The organism is Sutcliffiella deserti, assembly GCF_020037475.1.
GTDB classification, from domain to species: domain Bacteria; phylum Bacillota; class Bacilli; order Bacillales; family Bacillaceae_I; genus Sutcliffiella_A; species Sutcliffiella_A deserti.
In genome coordinates, this window is record NZ_JAIQDB010000021.1 from 1 (window position 1) to 855 (window position 855).

Annotated in this window: 2 protein-coding genes; both read left to right on the plus strand. The window is 38.3% G+C overall.

Going from position 1 to position 855, the window contains the following annotated elements; translation table 11 throughout:
• Positions 1-6 precede the first annotated feature (6 nt).
• Positions 7-423 (plus strand): histidine kinase dimerization/phospho-acceptor domain-containing protein, encoded by a 417-nt coding sequence (locus K9B36_RS17005; protein WP_451923553.1) that lies wholly within the window; start codon positions 7-9, stop codon positions 421-423.
• A 25-nt stretch (positions 424-448) separates the two neighbouring features.
• On the plus strand, positions 449-855 hold a 407-nt coding region (locus K9B36_RS16820; RefSeq protein WP_263399419.1), incomplete at its 3' end, for a sensor histidine kinase.

Consider the following 855-nt stretch of genomic DNA (forward strand, 5'->3'; position numbering starts at 1 on the left):
ATCACAGTGGATAATGATTCGACCGCTTTTACGTTGAATACTGCCGCAACGTCTCTGCTGAAGTTGGAGAGCAATGAGATAAAAGAAACTGTGACCAATATAGCAGGCCCGATGTTAAATAAGCAATTCTGGGAGATTCTCGCTTCTAATCAAATATGCCACAATGTAAAGGTTTCTTTCATAATGAATGGAACTACTCACCAGTTGTTGGTATCGCAATCCGAGCTGCTGGACCAAGAGAAAGCATTAATTGGTCGTATATTTTATTTTATAGATATAACAGATACTACAGAGTTGGAAAAACGAATGTATCAATCGGAGAAGCTTGCTGTACTTGGTGAGTTGGCGGCAGGTGCGGCCCATGAAATTCGCAATCCGCTAACGGTCATTCACGGTTTCCTCTACCTGATGAAGCANCATTAATTTCATTATTGAGGAAATGCTTTTGATGGCTAAACCTGGTGCCCCAATTTTTCAAAAGATTTATTTAGAAGATATTTTGGCAGAGATCCCCTATAACCATTCACAATCTCATCTATTTAAATATATTTCCATGAAGGTAGATTTAGAAAGAACGCCTATAATGGTTGATTCAAAACAGATGAAGCAAGTGTTATATAATCTTGTTCGTAACAGCTGTGAAGCGATGGATGGAGAAGGCATAATTCACATTTACTCCAAGCAGAACCAGAACTACTACCAGCTATATATAAAAGATACCGGCTCAGGGATTCAGGCTGGGATAGAAGATTCTATTTTTAACCCATTTAGTACTTCTAAGGAAACTGGTACTGGACTAGGGTTAACCATTGTCCAACGAATTATTGAAAATCATAATGGGAGAATAGAAGTTTA